Raw genomic sequence first — 15,753 nt, forward strand, 5'->3', positions numbered from 1 at the left:
ACCTGTTGTCGTTTGCAATTGAAAAATTAATTTGTAATATTTTGCAGGACTTTGTACTGGGTCTATAGAAGTAATTCTAGTGTCATGGGTGTTTTATCATTCTAAATAAATAATTGAATAAACAGAAGGACGGCCGGGACGCTTGCATTCGCTTGGTGAACAGCTATCTCATCGAATAGAGTGAAGATGGGGCTACAGGTTACTCCTACATCCATCCTAGGATTATTGAACAGATTAACCAAAGACCTGCATAAGTCTCTTGGGAGGGCTGATGGTTTTCCCAAAATTAGTAGGTTACAAAATATAAAACAAAGAAATACAGTTCAAAGAATAAATAAATAAAACTAAGTGAGGGAAATATGGCGAAAATCCAAAAATATATTAATCAAAATAATTTCAATGAAAAGACAAATTTTAATGGACCAACACAAATTGCTGCAGGAGATATCATTAACAACATACTAAACACTAATCATCAAGAGGCAAAATATACGCCTGAACCAACATGGCGAAGCCCATTTACTATGGCTGTTTTAACGTGGATTAGTTTTGCCATTGCAATTGGAGGGTTGCTTCCTATTGGCATTAAAATAGTAAAAAGTGGTCTGAATATTTTTAATGGAACTCTGAAGGCATCAGTAGGTTTTGAAAGCCAGATTTATTTAATAATATTTGTAATACTGATTATCTTATTTGTGGTTTTTCTTAGTCTTAGGAGAATTGCCAAAAGTCAAACGAGGTACCCTCTATTTTTTAATTTTGCAATCAGTGGTTATGGCAAAAGATTGACATTAGAGAAAATACATATTGATAAATGTCCTCAATGTGGGGGAAAGATGAAATATTATAATAAACCAGTGGAATGGAGAGAGGTACAGTACAGTGATGGCAGAAGAAAGCGTGAAACTACAAAAAGGGTTCCTGCATTAGAGTGTAAGCGAAATTCAGAGCATTGTTATAGAGTTGACCCTGCCGAAGATATGTTATTATAGTTTTTCGTTAAGTGAATCAATTTCAAAATGCATTGACTTGAAAAATTACAGACGACTCCAATGTCATCGTATTGCATTTTTATTTTTATGCTGTTTGCATGTCTTGTTATTTGCTAACACGATCTACGATGAGCTTCATGCTGTTGTAAACTAAGGTGACGAGGGTAAAGTGTAGTTGAGATACGCATTTACGTGTTCTACTGAGGGTCTCCGCTTTTGTTCAAGGTAGACTTGGGCCTGAAGGGGAGGAGGAATCGTATATCTTGTTTCCACACATGTGGAGGTCGTAATAGGAATGCAACGAATAGATACCTAGAAATCCTTTGTTTTCAACACTTTGCGTCGTTTACGACTTTTACGAAGTATGACAATAATTTCAAAAATAAGGTTCTTGAGGAAATAATTAATGTTTCGGTCGTGCTGAACCTTGGTTTGACGTCGAGTGTGTAGACATGTAGTAAAGTGTATGGAGCGTCTTTAATTAGACGCTTTTTTTAATGGACTTCAATGGGAGAGGAATTTCCAATGATTTGTCGAATAGTCTAATGAACGTGGTTTAAATCAATTTTGAATAGGGGTATGTATGGCTAATGAATCGAAGTAAATATTTCAATTATATAGAAGAAAAGCTGGAAGTTTTGGCAAGACGAATTGAAAAACGAGGAAAGATTAATTTATTGGATTTGAATATATATTCAGAGACGTTTTTTGCCGAATTAATGAATTTATTGTTTGGACTTACGTTGGTTAATATGAATATACTTAAACAGAATGTTGAAGGTATTGATTTGGTGGATGTAAACCACAAAGTTGTTGCTCAAGTATCTTCAACCTGTACAAAACAAAAAATTGAAGGCTCGTTAAATAAGGATATATTCCGTAGGTATTCAGGTTATCGTTTCATTTTTGTTTCAATTGCTAAGGATGCAACCAAACTTCGGGATATGAGTTTTATTAATCCACATAATGCTGCTTTTTCTCCCACGGATGACATTGTGGATATAAACACATTATTAAATGTTATACTGAGTATGGAAATCGACAAACAGCGTGAGGTATTTGAGTTTGTAAAAAAGGAACTTGGAAATGATGTTGATCTACTTAAAGTAGATACGAATCTTGCGACCATCATAAACATACTTGCAAATGAGAATCTTGCTAACTGTATTGAAGCGCCAGAGATTAATTCCTTTGAGATTGATAAGAAAATAACCTTCAATGATTTATCGGATGTCAAAGACACAATTGATGATTACAAGATATTTTACCAAAAGTTAGATGAAAAATATGCTGAGTTTGATAGGGAAGGCTCGAATAAAAGTTTTTCCGTTTTTCAAATTATCAAAAAGCAGTATACAATGCATCAACATGAAAAAGCTAACTCTAAAGAACTTTTCTACAGTATAATTGATAACATAACCAAGATAATTATCGAGAGCAAAAATTATATTGAAATTCCGTATGAAGAATTGGAGCTCTGCGTCTGTATTTTAGTCGTTGATGCTTTTATACGATGCAAAATTTTTAAGAATCCGGAGGGATATAGCCATGTTATTGCCGGATAATATACATCCACAGCTTAGCATTTACTATAATGGATCTTTAGTTTTGAAAGAACTTAAACAACATGCCAAACAACAAGTATTTGATCTGTATCAAAGGATTAAAAGCCAATATAACATGTCTTTTCCCACTTTCATGCTTTGTTTAGATTGGCTTTATCTAATTGATTCTGCAAAGATAGATGATGATGGATGGGTGGAATTATGTTTATAAAAACACTGAAAATAACGTGTCGCACAGGGACAATAAGAGAACTGACTTTTCAATCCGGTTTGAACCTAATCATTGACGAAACACCATCCAATGATGATAAATCTACTGGGAATAATGTGGGGAAAACAACAGTATTAAAGCTAATTGACTTTTGTTTAGGTTCTAACGCTTCAATAATATATTCTGATACAGAGAATAAAAAGGAAGTCTATGAGTTGGTTAAAGATTTTCTTGTAACCGAAGAAGTATTGATTACTCTTATTCTTGTTGAGGATTTATCAGATGAGGCATCAGATGAAGTAATAATTGAACGCAATTTTCTGCCAAGAAAAAAGAACATTAGGAAAATTAATGGGAAGTCAATACTTGATAAGGATTTTGAAGACCAGTTACAGGGGTTTCTTTTTCCCGACCATAAGGCTGAGAAACCCACATTCAGACAAATCATCTCTCACAATATTAGATACAAGGATGAGAATATAGGTAATACACTTAAGACTTTGGACAAGTATACCTCTGATGTGGAATATGAGACTTTATATTTGTTCTTATTAGGTTGTGACTTTGATGAAGGAGCAAAGAAGCAAGCATTAGTGGCAAAAATAAAACAAGAAGAAGCCTTCAAGGAAAGACTGGAAAAAAAGCAAACAAAAACAGCTTATGAAATTGCTTTAGAAATGATTGAAGCAGAAATAGCTCAATTAAATGAGAAAAAATCAAATTTCAATTTAAACGAAAATTTTGAAAATCAGTTAGATCAACTTAACTTCGTAAAATTTCAAATAAATAAAAGTAGTTCAAACATAAGTAAAATGAAAATTAGAAAGAACCTCATAGAAGAGGCCAAAAAAGAGATTGAAAATAGCAAAGCTAATATTGACTTGAAGCAATTGGAAGTACTGTATGCTGAGGCTAATGCAAATATTTCTAACTTACAAAAGACCTTTGAAGAGTTAGTAGCGTACCACAACAATATGGTTGTAGAAAAAATTAAGTTTATAGCTGCTGATTTACCTTCTTTAACTGTAAAAATTGAGACTGAAGAAAAGAACTTAAATACATTGTTATCTCAGGAGAAAGAGTTGGCAATGACTATATCTAAAGGTGACTCCTTTGAAGAGTTAGAAAAGATTATAACAGAGTTGAATGATAAGTATAGAATTAAGGGTGAATATGAGAGTATTATCTCGCAATTAGATGAAGTAGAGAAAAATATTAGTGGAATTGATGATCAAATTAAAGTAATTGATGATGTTTTATTTTCAGGAAGTTTTGAAGAAAAGTTAAAAGGCCAAATTCATAAGTTTAATAAACATTTTTCTGAAATTTCTTTTGAATTGTATGGTGAGAAGTATGCATTGAAGTATGATAAAGTTATTCATAAAAAGAGCCAGCAGCAAATATATAAATTCAGCGCATTCAATGCTAATTTAAGCTCAGGCAAAAAACAAGGTGAAATTTTATGTTTTGACCTTGCAGCTATATTATTTGCTGATGAGGAAAAAATACCGTGTTTGCACTTCCTTCTAAATGACAAAAAAGAATTAATGCATGATAATCAACTGATCAAGGTTGCAGATTATGTAAGTAAAGAAAATATTCAATTAGTGGTTTCTATTTTGAAGGATAAGTTGCCCGTAAGCCTACTTGATAAAGCCCATATTGTTGTTGAATTATCTCAAGAAAATAAATTATTTAAAATAGAAGAATAATTAATCTGAAATTCAATTTGATAGAACCAAGAGAGCGCTGAAATATTGGCCGCTCTTTTTTTATATAGATATCCTGCAAGGGCCGATTGCCTGAATTATAGCGAAAGCGGCTTTTTTTCGTTGAAGGGAGGAAAACGAATGAAAAAGGTAGTCGCCCTTGCTCCATTGTAAAAAGGAGAAGTCAATGTATCTGTGCAAAAGGCACATAAACCGGTGAACTGATCCCTTGGTCAGAAGCAGCTCTTGAAAACAATCCCACAACCTGGTCATATCTATTAAATATAGCTATTTATTGACCCACACGTACATCTCATTGATGGGATATTTGCGTGAATCATTAATTCTAAAGCTTGAAAATTGCTTAATTCTACTGCGAAGGAGGAACGCGATGTTAGCGTGGTCGTAGTGGTACAGAAGTTGAGGGCCATACCTAGGAACGAGGAAAATTTACATCCATTCAAGCTGGTCACGCAGGATGATACTATACTAGCCTATCGCTGATTCAGAGTGTGGGCTCGTATAAGGACTGGAGTTCTCTGGCATCCGTCCTTCTAGAAACAATTTAACATTAAAGTAATAGTCCAAAAAGGCCTCGGGATCTTTCCCCAACGCCTTTTTGGATTTGTCTATAGCCTTTTTATAGATCGCTCGGAGCAAGTAACGCTACTTGTTACGTTATTCAGCAGTTGCACTTAGCTATTAGTGATGCTCGATCCTTTTCTTTCAATCGCGGGCAAGAATAGCAGTAGCCGAATTCAGTATCCAAGCGATAAGCAAGGCAGCAGGCTGTTTTTATTAAGATCCTTTGATCAGGGTTATTCGGGTGTTCAATGAATTTCAGCTTAATATCAAACGGATTCTTGCGGAGTCCGAAGGCACTGGCATCGATACCACGAGTAAGGATACTATAATGATAAATGATACTCTTCTTGCTGTTCTCATCCGAAGCTTCGGCCATTTCTTCTTCCATTTGAGTATATAATGTATTGATTATTTGTCCCCATAATGGTATGACGCTTATGTGGGCCACTTGGGACAAAATTTCTATTAAAGGTCTTACGTGTTCTCTGTAAAATGAATAGAGTACTTTCTTACACCAAGCTTCACGATCTATATGCGGAATTTTGATGAACCGTACTTCGTTGATTTTGAATGAAAATAAAGGGTACTGGGCATCGGCATACAATTGCACGGATATATTCCGTAATGACAAATCCAAAATTACCCCTTCACCGCGAAACAACATACTCTGCATCGCACCGCACACTCCCGCCAACCAGGTGCAGAAAAAGGCTGCAGCTGTAGATCGTTCCCCTGCTTTGATGAGAGGACTGTACGTGTCGATCAAGTGCATCATATTTTCTGCTTGGATTAGATCGAATGCAGGCATGGTAAGCACAGTATTGCAGGGCTCATACAAAGTCAGGAAAAACTTCTCCTCCAATTGTTTGAAGTCTACCGTATGCATATCACCCATTATTTTGCTTTCTTCTCAAACGCATGAAGTACATCGCTAACTGCGTTGTAGTCGGCCAAAGGAGACATGCCCAAACTAAACCATTCCTTGCCTCCCATGATGTGAATCTGGTTTTTCTTTACTGCCGTCATATTCTTCCACAACGAACTATCTATTAATTCTTTATACCTGTTCTGAACCTTTTCGCTGGACTCATCATCGAGCTGCAAAATGATATGGTCAGGATTATACTCAGGTATTTTCTCTAAAGAAATCGTAACACTCAATTCAGTCTGCGGAAAATCTTTAACTGGTTTCAAGCCTAACTTTTTATGGATGAAGCTACCCCGATCGATATTCTCTCCGTAAATAACCAGTCCATCTGCCATAATCATCATATACATAACGGTTTCATTTCCAACAAGGGCATGAAGCTTCTCCTTGGCTTCAGCTTCTTTATGTTGCAAATCTTGAATGACCTTTTCAGCCTGATCCTTCTTACCTAAAACCTCACCAATATCACGCAATTCATCACGCCAATTATCTCGCTGTGGCAAAAGCACGGTTGGCGCGATTTTAGAAAGCTGATCATAATCCTTATCAGCCCACCAAATAGGCGCAATAATGATGTCCGGCTGGGCGGTTAAAATCATTTCAAAATTAGGCGTTTCGGCAAGCCCTATCTTCAACGTATTTTTAAACGGTTCCTTTAAATAAGAAGGAAATTCCTGATGATAGTTTTGTACAGCAACTGGCGTCACGCCAAGTGCATACAAAAACTCCGGATAAACGACAGAAAGTCCGATAACCCTTTTGGGTTCAGATGGAATGCTGATGTCTCCTTTTAGACTTTTTACAACACGCTGCTTATCGGATACACTTGCATTGGAATTACCAGAATCTCCAGATGCCGTGCCAGACTTATTCAGCTCAGTGTTCTTGCCTGCACAGGCAGTACTCAGCATTAATAACAATATGATAACCAATCCCACAATCAAACGTCCATTTCGCTTCATTCTTGATGCTCCTCTTGAAATTTTTAATTTGCAAATGATAATCTTACAATAATATTGATAATCATTATCACATAAAAGGAGTATAAACGATTTTTCGATTTGGGAATATTGACGATATCGACATTATTTTATGCACGATTACGCCAAAGCTTAAGCGCTTCGTCGAGTATCAGATCATGGGTGAATGCCGTATATTCTACCCAAGGGTACGGGGGAAGGAAGTCGACCCGGCCGTTCCTGACAGCTTCCAGATCGCGCCATGACTCAGAGCGCATGAGCGTTTGCCAACTGGATTGTGACAGTACATCTTCGTCTAATATGAGTAATAACCGATCCGCATCGAAATCCGTCAGCTCAGCAGGTGTTACTTGCTGAGCCGGCTTCGTACGGTCGACACCACGCGCGGGCACAATGTGCAAATCGTCGTAAAACACCGTGTCTAAGCTTCTATAGCCCAAAACGTTGTACCGATCTTCAGTGATTCTCAGGATGAGAAGACTGTCATCCTGGATAGTGTACTTCACCTGTTCTCTTACAAAACGGGCCTTTCGCTCATAATTTTCAAGCCAGGTTTCTGCTATTGCTGTTTTGTCCAGAAACTCTGCAATCAAGCGCAAATGCTTGCGCCAATCATTTTCTATCCAAGGGACGAAATAGGTGGGCGCGATTTGTTTGATCCTCGCTTGATCTTCGGCAGATATAAAAATGTCGATACCGATAATAAAATCGGGATTAGTGAGCCGAAGTTCCTCCCTCTTTATTGAATCATTTGAACTTAAAGGCAGTACTAAATCTGTTTGATACTTTCTTTGGTAATAATCAGTCCAGGGGTGATCGGCTGGTGCGGCACAAGGAGTGATTTGAAGCGGAATTAATTGTCCGATGTTGAACGAATGGTAAGCGACAATTTTTTGTTTGCTGTTTCTCATAAATGCCGCTGGAGGTATACCGGATATCTGTTTAAATTTGCGTCGAAAATAAATATCATCATGGTAACCCACATGCCGGGCGATATCTTTGAGTCGATATTCTCCTCCCGTCTTCATGAGCTGTTGTGCCTGCTTGATCCGGAAGGTAGCCAAATAGTCGATCGCACTACTGCCATATCTTTTTTTAAATAATCGCATAAAATGACGGGAACTGATTCCCGCTACCTTGGCCAAATGTTCTATCGTCAGTTCTTGTTGATAATGCTGCTCTATATAGGTTTTCACGCATTCGAGTGCCGCTTCCGAATCATTTACTTGTACAAGAAGAGCATCTTGCAAGATGTTATACAGAACTTCTTGAAAGAGAATTTGACTACGAAATCGTTTCAATTGATCCTCGCCCTGTAAGTAGTCACAAATGGTTTCGCACAAAGCGTTAACAGAAACCGGAGAAGAAACGATAACTTCTCCTTTTACCGGGAATAGACTGTCTCGCTTGACAGTCTGCATAGGATGGACTGATGATTCAACATCTCTAATAACATCGAATCGCAAATGATAAAATCCACGTTCATCAAACGAAGACGCTGCCGCTTCGATAAGTTGACCGGGTGTACAAACATAAACACTGCCTTCTCGCAACTCGATGAACTGTCCGTCAACGGTCAGCCAACCTTGGCCGCTTGCCGCAACAAGAAGCAGGTGCGACTCGATGAACTGAAGCCTTAATTCCCATTCATTCGAATTGTTTTTGATATGATGGATCTCTCGAAGCTTAAAGCATATGTTTTCGAGTGAAATATATTTGGTGTTTTCAATGTTCCTATCTATATCACTCATGTAAAATTACCATCCTTTTTACTTACTAAGGAACATTCTAGCTTACAATCATTCTCATCGCAATTGGTACGCAAGCTTCATTCACCTGTAAGAGCATGGTTACATACGGGAGTGGGGGTGAAATCCAATTGTCTACTGATAGCTAACCTTTCCTTCATATGATAGTATTTCACTAAAATGAATCAAGGGATTCTAAAGATATCGTATACAAGGCTAGTGAGAGGAGAGAAGTCGTGTCAATTCGTATAAAACTACTGCTATCTTATACGGGAATGCTTGTTGTTAGTTTACTTATGTTAGTAATGACTGCAGCTTTGTTTACAATTGCTTCAACAGGCGATGTTCACAGTCTTCGGGACTTTTATAAAGTACACTACCAATTAAATCCGTTATCGGAGCAAGAAGAATCTATTTTTTTGGAGTTAAAGTATTTAGCTAAGCATGACCCAGATGAATTGCAGAACAAGGATTTGTTATTGGAATATGATTTTAAGCTAAAAACAGAAAGAGCGGGGCTATTTGTAAGACGTGCCAGTAATCCGATCTTTGAATCAGGCACTTTCAATCAACCTGAATTAGAGGAAGCTTTACCTCCTTATGATCTGAATAACTATCAGATTCGCAACACGTTTAATATAAATGAAAGGTTTTATGGGTATGCCAAATTTGACTTTAAATACTCGGATGGTGCAAAAGGCAGCAACCGGACCTGTACTTTCGAGTACCTATTTTCTTCTTCAAATGCTGCTAAAGTTCTTCTTACTCCAACGACCTTGGAAGTCTTCAATCGTTTCCCCTGTCTGAAACTTTCTAACCCAGTTAACAATCAGTGAATTACTTTTAATCTATCTCGTTCTTTGATTTGAGATAGGAATTCCTCTACCTCAATCGTACAACTTCTTTTTTCATTTCTTACGTGTACTTTTTTGAATTTCTGTCCTTTTCTAGCCACAAAAAATCCCCTCCGAAAAACAATATTAAGCACATAATATCATGAACTCTTTTTTCACTGTCTACTCCAGTGTTCGAGATAATTGGATGCTCTTTTTTTATGAGAGATGAGATGAAAATTAGAATTGAAATTTAGATATAAAATCAATTGATATCGTAGGTGAAAAATTGGACTATATTAGCTATCTTCAAGTTGTGAGATTCACGTGAGGAGATTGTTTACGGATGATTGGTTCTGGAATCGGGTGGAGTTGACGTTATATACAACAATAATTTAGTTTAGTATTTTCGACCTATTATTGGTGCTCCACTCTCAGAAGTAATAAAAACTATGATTAAAGACATTCACCATTTTGCCTTAATTTCAAGCAGAAATAAAGAAACTCTGTGTCTCGATCCTCTCATATATTGCTAATACTCTCATTTTTAGAGGAGTGTCTATTTTTTTGTTGGAAAAAATAAGATAATATAGAATAATGTCGGTAAGAAAATATTTATATGCATAAAAAGTGATACATAAGGAGCTATTTAGGATGGACTATGAAAAGTTGAAGAAGCTTGAAGTATTTATAGGTGCAAGAGCATTACAGAAGCAAATTCATTTAATCTTGCCTACGTATAACTTATTAATTGAACAAATTGATTTGATTAGAACGTCTGCAGGCCGTCCGAAAGCGGAGTATAAGCAGGAAACTAACCATACGATTGGCATTTTTGGAGCTAGGGGTACGGGAAAAACGTCGGCTTTATACACCATCATCCAAGCACTGGAAGGGAACAAGTCCGATGAGCAGAGTAAGACTAACCTGACCAATATTATCCTGCCGATCATAGAGCCAGACAATTTTGGTGACAACACCAAAATTATGGGATCCATCGTTGGGCTGTTGAAGGGGGCTGTTGAAGATCAACTGAAGCTGATTAAGCAACTTGATAATAAGAACAAAGACAAGGAAGGATTCTCAGAATACTTTAATCAATACGTGTTTAGAGAAAATAATCCGCTTCGCGAGAAAATCAACGAACTGATCGAATATCATTTATATACTGAGAGTGAGTACCGTACGCTGCTTATACATAATTATGATGATGCTGCCACACATATCAAGAAGTCATCCAGTCTGTTAATTCCAGATATACAATTTAAGGAAAAACTGACTGCTGTGATTGATCTGCTTGTAGATCAGCAAAAAAAAATGAATGTAACTGATAAACCTGTACTCGTTTTTATTTTCATTGATGATATCGATCTGAAAACAACAAAATGTCGGGAACTGGTCGATTCCATTTTGCAATATGCCAATCATCCACATGTGGTCACCATTCTTTCCGGTGACTATGAGATTCTCAAGGAATCCTTAACACTTGCTTTAATCAATGATGAATATTTACAGAATATACAGTTGGGCAGTGGTTATCAGATTAACGAAAATCAAACGATAGCGGAGAGAAAAATGGGTCTGGCGCATGAATATTTAAAGAAAATTCTTCCACCTGCCAGACGCCATCAGGTCGTTAGCTGGAATAATACTAGTATCCCGAATTTTTCCTTTGAAGATATTACTTTATCATCTCAGTTGGATGAGTTAATGGGAGGAGACAATATCTTTACCGATACAAAAACGGACAGCGATGAGTTGCAACCGATTCGCGCGAGCTACAGTATCTTTGACAAGACACCAAGAGGTTTGGTTAATGTGTATTACCATGTGCACCAGATCAACCTGATGAAGCAGGAAGAGACCTTTAAAAGTATGGAGATAAAAGAGCAAAACGAGTCGCTTTTTAAATCCGTGAAGTCGCTAATCGATACCATTATTCTTTCTTCCAGTGAATTGGTGGAGAGACAGAGGCATTTCCTAGATAATTTGCTACTCTGGGGGAGTAACGCGGAGAATACGCAAATAAATTATACTAGATTCGATACAGATATTGACCTCAGTAATAAAACTAGATGGGCAGTTAAAAATATAGATGAAGCTAAGAAGAGAGAAAGAGCGATAAAGGAATCTAAACGATTGGACGAAAGTATCTTCAGCTTCTTTATTATCGTTGAACTATTAAAGGAATTGATTCCTGAAGTTCGGTGTGATGAGACAGAACGTATCAAAGTAAGAAATATACTGCTGAAGAACAGGTGCCTAGGTCCTGAGGATTCCAATAATCTGGTTACCGATCCAATTAACAACAGGCTTTACGATGTTGCAGTTGGAGTAGTAAGTAACACAGACCTAAGAACCGCGCTTTTATTTTTGGAGCATTTAGGAGCGTCTAAATGGGAAAGTTATTATTATGAGCCCGATGATAAAAAAGAGCATAAATACGAAAAGGATCAATTCATGTTCCTAACGATTGCAACATTAATTAGGGAAAAGAAAAATGAAAGTGTATTGAAGCAATGGTATTACACCTCCTATAGCGAACGATCGAAGACTGCATCGAATATCTTGAGCTTCCTGGAGGAAATCAGTGAGACCGCTTCGGAGTATGAACTAAAGGAGAGAACCTTTTCCTCCTTGTTGAATAGATTCGATAATGAAGCCAAAAAGAGAGCAGACGACCCCAATCGTGAGCTAGTCACGAGACTGTTGATTAATACACTTATTAAGCTTGATCATAGTTTTGACAAGCTTAGAATAATTGAAGAAGATGTAAAGAAGGTCGAAGGGTCGAAAGATTATCGCCAGTACCAAGTTATGAAGGCTATTAATGAAAACGAAGAGAAACGTACTATTGTGACGGACAGGCATAAGGCGAATATTGATAAACTCATTCAAAATTTGGGCGAAACCATCTTTATGAGAATGAATTCAAAATACCCTTCTTATGTTGTGAGAACAAAGAGTAGCTTTAGTGAAAAGGTTAAGCTGTTTTTTATGGGCGAGGCTGGTTGGTCCAATACAAGGTATCGCCAATTAAAAGAAGAAGTGAGGGGTAGTCTGGATCTAGATAGTAATAATATTAAGGATAATAATTTTGAGACCTATACAAACATATTTAAGAAAGTAAGGGGACTGTCGCAAAACTATCTCGTTTGGTATGGCAGAAAAGAAGCACTCACCTTCTTGACGGTTTTGAAGCAGGAAGTTTTCTTTGATCCCACCATATTTACGCATGCAGAGATTTTGTTAATCCGGGAATTGAACATCTATCTAAATACGGTCAATACCACAGTTATCCAAGATAAACTATACGAGAACAGCAAGGATGAAATGAAAAAGAAACTAAGCCGAGCATCCGATGAAACCCAAGCAGAAGTGGAAGCAGATCTCGAACAAATTGCCCTTACTTTAAGTGATGATGAGCATCAGAATCATGAGAATTCTGATGCAGGATAAGATATTTCTAATGCTGAATGTCGCCCTTTTTCCTTTTAAAGACTTGAACTTCTACGGGCAGGAGTTGGTACGCCAAGTAGCTGAAGAAGTAAATACGTTTGAGCCTGGAAAAAAAGCCTCTCGCTCACAAAAAAATAATGAGCAGTTATTAAGTAGGTTCCATAATGATATTCTGCTCAAGTGCAAGCCGAACAGTCTGGATGAGGTTAACCTGATCATGGAGAAATTCTATCCTTTCCTGTGGAAGAAATCAGACGGTTTGGCTAACGTAGACAAGTCTATCTATATACATTATTTCTGTATCCTAGAGGAGTTCACCAAAGCCCTCTTGTCCCACCGTGACGGAGAGATTGTGTTCAAGTATTGGAAGAACGAAAGGGAAAATGGTCAGAACAAACGTTACAATGATTTCTGGGACGAATACAAAGAGCTGGATAAAGTGCATATTTTTAATGCGATTAGCCGATTGATTCCAATGGACCTTCTGGTGGCCATGCATTACTCCATTAATCATATTACAGAGCCTATTCAGCTTAATGGATTCTACCAGCATGTTAATCTTGCAGATGCACCCTTACATGATGTTCTGCAAAGAGGAGTGGCCGAGAACCATATTCATGCCTCTGCTGCATTCAACTTTACAACACTCTGGAGTAAGGCAATGAATGAGCAGAATATTGAGAAGCAATACAGAAAATTCAAGGTCAGCCACTATGCGACCTCCAGACAAATAACGGAATATCTACTGACTGCACAGATTATGAGGTTAATTATGGCCCTCTACCTGTCTGAAAACAGCTCATTTCCCATTCTGAGATGGTTAACTGAGACCATAAAAGATCCTGAGATTCTGGATATTCTTATCGGAAAAGTTCTTCATTATGATAACAACGTCTTTCTGGAAGCGTCACAATTGAAGGAGATCATTGAAGATTTGAAAAAGAATTACGGACTTACAGACGGGGACCGAAAGCATGATATTATGTTCTCTATATTCAGAAATCACGAACATATTAAGACCTATGGCGAGAATATTTTTCTCCAGCGTATTTTTAAATATAAGGGAGAATCGGAGCATGCAGAAAATAATCATTTCGAGCAATTTTTTCATATCTTTTTAAAATATGTAGCCATTAAAAATGAGTTTTACCAGCAAGTCACGCAGTCCAATTCCATTAAAGGCCTGGATTTCTTTAAGCCTTATTTTGATAGGGCAACCCATTTTGTCGAAAAATCGGATTACCTTACTCTTTTGCGTACACTATTTCAGAATCAGTATCTCAAAAAAGTTGAGCTGCGTTTAAGCATTCTGGATAATGAAGGAAAGAACAAGGGAAATATCAAAAATATTCTCGCTGCCTATCGAACTATTCTTGAAGAGGATTACCGTATAGGAGGTGAAAACCCTAACGCAAATTTCCCCCGCATCGGAATTATCTATCATCTTATTAAGCAGCCTGATGATATCGAGAAAAATTGGGCAGAGTTCAATGAGAATAAAGAAAATACAGAGTTCAACCTTCATTATGGAAAGGTACAGAAGAAATACCTAGCTTCCATCCAGATGATGCTGAATTTGAGGAACTCCATTCCTTACCTGGCTAATTTCATTGTTGGCATCGATGCGGCCAGTCTAGAGAACAATACACCAGTTCAGGTATTCGCACCAGTATTTGGAAGCGCAAGAAACAGTGACGATGATGGAATGATTATGACTGACAGAGAAGGGCTACTGGTTAAAAATCAGAGTCTGTTCTTCACCTTCCATGCAGGAGAGGATTTTAGGCACCTGAATTCAGGATTGAGACGGATTGATGAGGTAATTGATTATTGCAAATTCCATTCGGGTGATCGGATAGGGCATGGTATTGCGCTGGGTGTTCATATCGAGGAATGGGTAAGACGCAACAAGGTGGTCATCATTCCGCGCGGAGAATATTTAGACAATCTGTTGTGGATTTGGGATGTATACAGTAGGACATCCAATTTCAGTTCCAAAACCTACGTATATTTGGAACAAAAAATTTATTCGGTAGCAAATACGATATTTACTCATTCCGCAGGCTTGACTGTACCCCTGCTACATGAAGTCTACAAGAATCGGTTTAAAAAAATCGGTTCAGTAAGCAATGAGGTACGATCGGGTCATCGTGAAGGCTATGCCGAATTGTGGGATTGTGAAGGACTGATGAGAGCCTACCACACTAAAAGTTATTTGGAGAAAATGATGGAACCTATCTATGTGAATACTGCTGACATTGAGCAGGAAATGACTTCGGATATGCAAAAGTATTTAATTCAAAAAGTAGCTATGACTGGTGTTGTTGTTGAGATCAATCCCTCATCCAACTATGCCATTGGGGAGATCGGTTCCGTGTTTGACAATCAATTTTTTAATATACAGTCTCCTAGCAATAGTGACCTCTCCAACATCATTATTAATATCAATTCTGATGATCCTATTGTGTTCAATACAAATGTCAGCAATGAAATCGCCTATTTATATTATGGAATGCTGGATCGAGGGCTGGGCAAGGATGCCGCACTAACCTGGATTGAAAATCTTAGAAAATCGGGGATGGACACTTCCTTTATTCGTGGGAACATCAGTAATGGAGATTACATCCTTGCACTTGATTGCTTGTTGGCAGCTTTGGATGACCCCACGTATTGCAAGTAGTCTTTTTAGTTGCCAATAGATAGGTAATGGCGACAAAACAGTAACAACATCATTAGCTTGAAA

9 protein-coding genes and 1 pseudogene are annotated in these 15,753 nt (G+C 37.5%); 7 read left to right on the forward strand and 3 right to left on the reverse strand.

Annotation, left to right across the window (positions count from 1 at the left end; genetic code table 11):
- Positions 1-359: 359 nt before the first annotated feature.
- The 4 genes from PGLA_RS07340 (at position 360) to PGLA_RS07355 (ending at position 4,480) form a co-directional block, all read left to right on the forward strand.
- Positions 360-992, forward strand: coding sequence for a hypothetical protein (locus PGLA_RS07340; RefSeq protein WP_068530934.1), 633 nt, complete (start codon positions 360-362; stop codon positions 990-992).
- Between the two features lie 590 nt (positions 993-1,582).
- Entirely contained in the window at positions 1,583-2,557 is a 975-nt protein-coding gene (locus PGLA_RS07345; RefSeq protein ID WP_068530937.1) for an ABC-three component system protein, read from the forward strand.
- Positions 2,541-2,768: an ABC-three component system middle component 6 gene (locus tag PGLA_RS07350; RefSeq protein WP_068530940.1), complete on the forward strand. Its 228-nt coding sequence runs from the start codon at positions 2,541-2,543 to the stop codon at positions 2,766-2,768. Before PGLA_RS07345 ends, PGLA_RS07350 begins: the two co-directional genes overlap by 17 nt.
- Positions 2,759-4,480, forward strand: coding sequence for a DUF2326 domain-containing protein (locus PGLA_RS07355; protein WP_068530944.1), 1,722 nt, complete (start codon positions 2,759-2,761; stop codon positions 4,478-4,480). Before PGLA_RS07350 ends, PGLA_RS07355 begins: the two co-directional genes overlap by 10 nt.
- Before the next feature lie 679 nt (positions 4,481-5,159).
- Here the strand turns inward: PGLA_RS07355 and PGLA_RS07360 are convergent.
- From PGLA_RS07360 to PGLA_RS07370, 3 genes are all read right to left on the reverse strand, one after another.
- Positions 5,160-5,957: a hypothetical protein gene (locus PGLA_RS07360; RefSeq protein WP_068530947.1), complete on the reverse strand. Its 798-nt coding sequence runs from the start codon at positions 5,955-5,957 to the stop codon at positions 5,160-5,162.
- Complete coding sequence (locus PGLA_RS07365; protein ID WP_068530950.1) at positions 5,957-6,952, reverse strand: ABC transporter substrate-binding protein; 996 nt, start codon at positions 6,950-6,952, stop codon at positions 5,957-5,959. The genes PGLA_RS07360 and PGLA_RS07365 overlap by 1 nt, the downstream gene beginning before the upstream one ends.
- A gap of 128 nt (positions 6,953-7,080) precedes the next feature.
- On the reverse strand, positions 7,081-8,721 hold the full coding sequence (locus PGLA_RS07370; RefSeq protein WP_068530953.1) for an AraC family transcriptional regulator: 1,641 nt from the start codon (positions 8,719-8,721) through the stop codon (positions 7,081-7,083).
- A gap of 233 nt (positions 8,722-8,954) precedes the next feature.
- Here PGLA_RS07370 and PGLA_RS07375 point away from each other — a divergent pair.
- The 3 genes and pseudogenes from PGLA_RS07375 to PGLA_RS07385 all read left to right on the forward strand — a co-directional run.
- A pseudogene (locus PGLA_RS07375) lies at positions 8,955-9,422 on the forward strand (two-component sensor histidine kinase); the annotation flags it as partial.
- A 783-nt stretch (positions 9,423-10,205) separates the two neighbouring features.
- Positions 10,206-13,010 carry a hypothetical protein gene (locus tag PGLA_RS07380; protein WP_068530959.1) on the forward strand — a complete coding sequence of 935 codons (2,805 nt, stop codon included), beginning with the start codon at positions 10,206-10,208 and terminating at the stop codon, positions 13,008-13,010.
- Positions 12,970-15,690: an amidohydrolase family protein gene (locus tag PGLA_RS07385; protein ID WP_161487856.1), complete on the forward strand. Its 2,721-nt coding sequence runs from the start codon at positions 12,970-12,972 to the stop codon at positions 15,688-15,690. The genes PGLA_RS07380 and PGLA_RS07385 overlap by 41 nt, the downstream gene beginning before the upstream one ends.
- Positions 15,691-15,753 lie beyond the last annotated feature (63 nt).

Origin of the sequence: Paenibacillus glacialis, assembly GCF_001637205.1 — a bacterium.
GTDB lineage: Bacteria > Bacillota > Bacilli > Paenibacillales > Paenibacillaceae > Paenibacillus_AQ > Paenibacillus_AQ glacialis.

Bases quoted from the DNA above. Each gene is read 5' to 3' on its own strand.
- PGLA_RS07340 (WP_068530934.1), top strand. From the start codon at position 360: ATGGCGAAAATCCAAAAATATATTAATCAAAATAATTTCAATGAAAAG.
- PGLA_RS07345 (WP_068530937.1), top strand. From the start codon at position 1,583: ATGAATCGAAGTAAATATTTCAATTATATAGAAGAAAAGCTGGAAGTT.
- PGLA_RS07350 (WP_068530940.1), top strand. From the start codon at position 2,541: ATGTTATTGCCGGATAATATACATCCACAGCTTAGCATTTACTATAAT.
- PGLA_RS07355 (WP_068530944.1), top strand. From the start codon at position 2,759: ATGTTTATAAAAACACTGAAAATAACGTGTCGCACAGGGACAATAAGA.
- PGLA_RS07360 (WP_068530947.1), bottom strand. From the start codon at position 5,957: ATGGGTGATATGCATACGGTAGACTTCAAACAATTGGAGGAGAAGTTT.
- PGLA_RS07365 (WP_068530950.1), bottom strand. From the start codon at position 6,952: ATGAAGCGAAATGGACGTTTGATTGTGGGATTGGTTATCATATTGTTA.
- PGLA_RS07370 (WP_068530953.1), bottom strand. From the start codon at position 8,721: ATGAGTGATATAGATAGGAACATTGAAAACACCAAATATATTTCACTC.
- PGLA_RS07380 (WP_068530959.1), top strand. From the start codon at position 10,206: ATGGACTATGAAAAGTTGAAGAAGCTTGAAGTATTTATAGGTGCAAGA.
- PGLA_RS07385 (WP_161487856.1), top strand. From the start codon at position 12,970: ATGATGAGCATCAGAATCATGAGAATTCTGATGCAGGATAAGATATTT.